The organism is Streptomyces mesophilus (genome assembly GCF_011044995.1).
In the GTDB taxonomy this organism is placed as follows: Bacteria; Actinomycetota; Actinomycetes; order Streptomycetales; family Streptomycetaceae; genus Streptomyces; species Streptomyces mesophilus.
Genome location: NZ_JAAKZW010000382.1, coordinates 1 through 4,371, shown reverse-complemented (window position 1 = coordinate 4,371; position 4,371 = coordinate 1). Strand labels below are relative to the sequence as shown.

4 protein-coding genes are annotated in these 4,371 nt (G+C 72.3%); 2 read left to right on the top strand and 2 right to left on the bottom strand.

The genetic code is table 11. The features are described 5' to 3' along the window. The first annotated feature begins 148 nt into the window (after positions 1-148). Together G6045_RS39530 and G6045_RS39525 are read left to right on the top strand one after the other, a co-directional pair. Positions 149-718: an isochorismatase family protein gene (locus tag G6045_RS39530; RefSeq protein ID WP_165337077.1), complete on the top strand. Its 570-nt coding sequence runs from the start codon at positions 149-151 to the stop codon at positions 716-718. Next, positions 715-2,301: an FUSC family protein gene (locus G6045_RS39525; RefSeq protein ID WP_165337076.1), complete on the top strand. Its 1,587-nt coding sequence runs from the start codon at positions 715-717 to the stop codon at positions 2,299-2,301. Before G6045_RS39530 ends, G6045_RS39525 begins: the two co-directional genes overlap by 4 nt. 62 nt (positions 2,302-2,363) lie before the next feature. Here G6045_RS39525 and G6045_RS39520 read toward each other — a convergent pair whose 3' ends face one another. Together G6045_RS39520 and G6045_RS39515 are read right to left on the bottom strand one after the other, a co-directional pair. Continuing rightward, positions 2,364-3,566: a chloride channel protein gene (locus G6045_RS39520; protein ID WP_206344789.1), complete on the bottom strand. Its 1,203-nt coding sequence runs from the start codon at positions 3,564-3,566 to the stop codon at positions 2,364-2,366. Positions 3,567-3,668: 102 nt separating this feature from the next. Beyond that, positions 3,669-4,328: a class I SAM-dependent methyltransferase gene (locus G6045_RS39515; protein WP_165337074.1), complete on the bottom strand. Its 660-nt coding sequence runs from the start codon at positions 4,326-4,328 to the stop codon at positions 3,669-3,671. Between the last annotated feature and the right edge of the window lie 43 nt (positions 4,329-4,371).

Here is a 4,371-nt window from a genome sequence, read left to right as displayed (position 1 = left end):
CGGAGCCGAGCCGGAAGGCCGGCAGGGAGCTCACCCCTTCACAGGTGTCTCTGCTCAGACGCGTTCAGAGGGGCGGGCCCAGCACCCCGGCCGCGGCCCTGTCCCCCGCCCTCTGATCCCCAACTCCCCCACACCGCAAGGAATCCCCATGCAGCTGACCCAGCTCGACGACAAGTCCGCGCTCGTCCTGATCGATCTCCAGAAAGGCATTCTCGGCCTGCCGACCGTCCGCCCCGCGCAGGAGATCCTCCAGCAGGGGATCCGGCTGGCCGAGGCTTTCCGCGCCCACGGCAAGCCGGTGGTCCTGGTCAACGTGGGGTGGTCGGCGGACGGCGGGGACCTGCCGGTCGGCCGCGCAGCGTCGGGCCGCATGGAGACCCCGCCGCCGACCGGGTTCTCGGAGCTCGCCGACGGACTGGCCAAGGACGGCGACATCCGTATCACCAAGCGGCACTGGGGCGCCTTCACCGGCACCGAACTCGACCTGCAGCTGCGGCGCCGCGGCATCACGCAGATCGTCCTGGCCGGCATCTCCACCAGCATCGGCGTGGAGTCCACGGCACGCTTCGCCTGGGAGCTGGGCTACACCCTGGCCGTGATCGAGGACGCCACCACGGACACCAGCGCGGAGTCGCACGAGCACAGCTTCCGCGCGATCCTGCCTCGTATCGCCGAGATCGGTTCGGCCGACGGCGTCATCGCCCTGCTCGATGCATGACGCTCGCCCGCGACCTCGTCGCCATCTATATGCGGCGCGATGCACCGGGCCGGCCCGACCTGGCCGTGGCAGTCGCCGGTGCACTCTGCGTCGGGGGCCCGCTGCTCCTCGGCGTGCTCACCGGCCGGGCATCCACCGGCGCCGGTGTCGCGCTGGGCGCGTGGCTGGTGTTCTACTGCGTGCCCAAGGGTGACCTGCGCACCCGTACGAAGACGCTGCTGGCCTTCAGCCTGTGGAACCTCGCGGCCGCGCTGCTCGGCACCCTCATGGCCGGCAATCTCTGGGCCACCGCGAGCACCCTGGTCGTCCTGGTCCTCGCCACCCGAGTGGCCCGCGTCGGCATCATCCCCGCATTCCTCTTCGTCCTGACGGGGATGCACCCCGAGCCGGGATCCTGGCAGCATCTGCTGCTCATTGTGATGGGCACGGTGTGGGGCATCGGGCTCAAGCTGGCTTTCCGCCTCGGCCGCGACACAGCCGGAGCCATGCCCGGAGCCACGCCCGAATCCATGCCCGGATCCGCCAAGGCCGCGGGCACGAACGCCGCACGTGAGGCGGACTCGGTGAAGGACCGGGTGCGTTCGCTCCTCGGCCGGGGCCCCGAGCAGCGCTTCACCTGGCGCCTGGCACTCTGCTTCACCGCCGTCTACGTGGCCGCGGAGCTGTCCGGCCTGCCACACGCCGCCTGGTTCATCACCGGCATGGCCACCACGCTCCGCCCGACCTGGGGGCAGAGCACCCCGCGCATCGTCAAGCGCCTCACCGGAACCGTCATCGGAAGCGCCCTGGCCGCCGTGGTCCTCCTCGTTGCCCACGGCCGGCCCCTCGGCGTCCTCGTCCCTGTCGTAGCCCTGTTCGCCGCTGCGGCCTGGACCCTGCGCCCGCTCAACTATGGTTTCTGGCCCGTCTTCAGCGCGCCCGTCATGCTGCTCCTGCTCGACTTCAGCACCACGGTCGGCTGGCAGGACGCGGCCGAACGCAGCCTCGACAACACGGTCGGAGCCGTGATCGCCGCGCTCGCCACCTTGCTGCTCTGGCCCGGCCGCGAGGAGAACCAACTGCCCGACCGGCTGGGCAACTTGATGCGCACCCACGCGCGGTACCTGGAGCGCGCCGCCACCGTCGCCGAGAGTCGCGGCCCGGTGGAACTCCTGCACACCCGCCCCGCCGCCGAAGCCGCCGAGGCCGACCTGGCCGCCGCGCGCGACCGTCTCGCGCAGCAGTACCGGCCCGACCGGCGGCTCCTGGCCGCCCTGGACGACGTGCTGGCCGCCACCGCACGTCTGCGCACGCACGTCTACACCCACCACCCCCTGCGCGCCGGGCACCCCGGCCCGGACGACGCACCCCTGCGCCCCGTACCCCTGCGCAACTGCGCGCGGGAACTGCGCACCACGGCGTCCCTCATCGACGGTGACGAGGCGAACGACCCCGCCCTCACCCGCGAAGAACTCCCCGCGTACGCGGCCACGGTCCTCGCCGCACACGAACGGACGGTGCGCGAGCTGCACGAACGCGCCCTGTTCGACACCACGGACACCGTCGTACGGCACACCGTGCGCGCCCTCGCCCGTACCTCCTGAACAGGCAGGCAACCAACGCCTGGATCAAGGCAATGCACCACAAGAAGTGCCCACACCATGCATCAGCTGTCACCCGCGCGTCGCCTTTCGCAGAGTCTGCGTGTGGCCATCGCGCCCGTGACCGCGAGGAGTACCGGTACCACCAGGTTCCGTGGGGCGTCGGTGAATTCGAGGATCAGGATGACCGCGGTGAGCGGCATGCGTTGGGCCGCGGCCAGGAAGGCGCCCGCTCCCACGACCGCGTATGCCGCCGGGCTGTCCCCCGGCCACAGCAGCGCCCAGGCCCCGCCGGCCACCACTCCGAGCAGCGCCCCGTTGGCGAGCGACGGGGTGAGCAGGCCGCCGCGGGCGCCCGCGCGCAGACACAGCAGTACGAGCGCCACGCGCAGCGCCAGCAGGACCGCCGCGAGGCCGAGCGCGGGCTGGGCCTCGAAGGCGACCTCGGCGGGGGCCTTTCCGTTGCCGAGCAGTTGGGGGTACGGGACGGCGAGCAGCCCGCCGACGAGGAACGCGGCCGGTGCCGCGACCAGGAGCAGCCGTCCGCGCGGCGCCCGCTCGCGTGCGTCGGCGGCCAGCCGCGCGAACCAGTAGGCGCACACTCCGACGACCGGCCCGACGAGCACCGACCAGACCAACAGGGGTGCGCCGATGTCGAGTTGAGGGAGCCGGTAGACCGCCTCGTCCGGGAGCACCGCCCACGAGACGACGGTGGCGGTCACCGCCGTGGCCACGGCGGGCAGCACCGCCCCCAGGGCCCACGAGCCGAGCAGCACCTCGAGCGTGAACACGGCCCCGCCCAGCGGGACGTCGTAGACCGCGGCGAGACCGGCGCCGGCCGCGCATGCCGTGAGCACGCCGCACTGGCGCGGCGAGAGTCCCGTCCTGCGCGTCAGCTCCCCCGCGAGCACCGAGGCCATTTCCCGCGGCGCCACCTCCCGGCCGAGCGGGGAACCGAGGCCCACCGTCACGATCTGGAGCAGGGCATGGCAGAAGGTGGTGAGCGGCGGCATCCGGACGTCGGGCGAACGCACCGCCTCCGCGATGCTCACCAGGGGCCGCCCGTACCGGTACAGCGCCCACCAGCCGACCCCGGCCACCACGCCGGCGACGGCCATCACGGCCACGCGCCGTCCCGGTGGGGCCGCCTCGACGCCGGCCAGGAACGAGCCCTCGTGATATCCGTACGCCACGTGCTGCACCCCGTGCAGCAGCAGGGCCAGCAGAGCTCCCGCGACGCCCGCCGCCAGGCCGACGAGTACGGTCACCAGCCCGAACCGGAGGGGGCGGGCATCTCCCTGAGCACTGAGGGGCATAAGCGGCAGATTAGATCAAACCGGGCCGCACGCCGTCGGAGGTCGTCTCGGTGCTCAGGCCCGTTCCGGCTTTCGCGCGAGGAATGTGGCGTAGGTGCGCTGCGCTCCCTCGGCGGGTTCCTCCACCAGGCGTGCGGTGAGGGTGAGCCCTGCCTGGCGCAGGAGTTCGGCGATCTCGTCCGGTGGCAGCAGATAGGACTCGTACGAGACCGGATGCCCGCCGTACGCCTGGGTCGGACGGAAGTGCTGGCCCGTCCCTACGTGGCCGGCCAGCATCAGGCAGCCGCCCGGCGCGAGCGTGCGGCGGAACTCGCCGAACACCACGGGCAGCAGCTCCGGTGGGGTGTGATGCGTGGAGTAGTACGCGAGGATGCCGCCGAGGCCGTCGTCGTCGATCGGGAGCGAGGTCATCGAGGCGACGTCGAACCGCAGCTGGGGGTAGGCGCTGCGGGCCAGTTCGACCATGGCGGGGGACAAGTCAAGGCCGAATACGGGTACTTGCCGCTCGGCGAGGTGGGCCGTGACCTTGCCGGGCCCGCATCCCAGGTCGGCGACGGGGCCGAGGGCGGCCGTCCGTACCACTTCGGCGAAGACGTCCAGCATGCCGCGGGACAGCGGATCCAGTTCCGCCGGGGATTCGACCTGCTCGACGTAGTCGGACGCGACCGTGTCGTACGACTCCCGGACCGCGGCGAGGTAGGAGAGATCGGGCATGCGGGCGACTCTAGTGAGGGGGCGGGGGGCGGAGTCGGGGAGC

Bases quoted from the DNA above. Each gene is read 5' to 3' on its own strand.
- G6045_RS39525 (WP_165337076.1), top strand. From the start codon at position 715: ATGACGCTCGCCCGCGACCTCGTCGCCATCTATATGCGGCGCGATGCA.
- G6045_RS39530 (WP_165337077.1), top strand. From the start codon at position 149: ATGCAGCTGACCCAGCTCGACGACAAGTCCGCGCTCGTCCTGATCGAT.
- G6045_RS39515 (WP_165337074.1), bottom strand. From the start codon at position 4,328: ATGCCCGATCTCTCCTACCTCGCCGCGGTCCGGGAGTCGTACGACACG.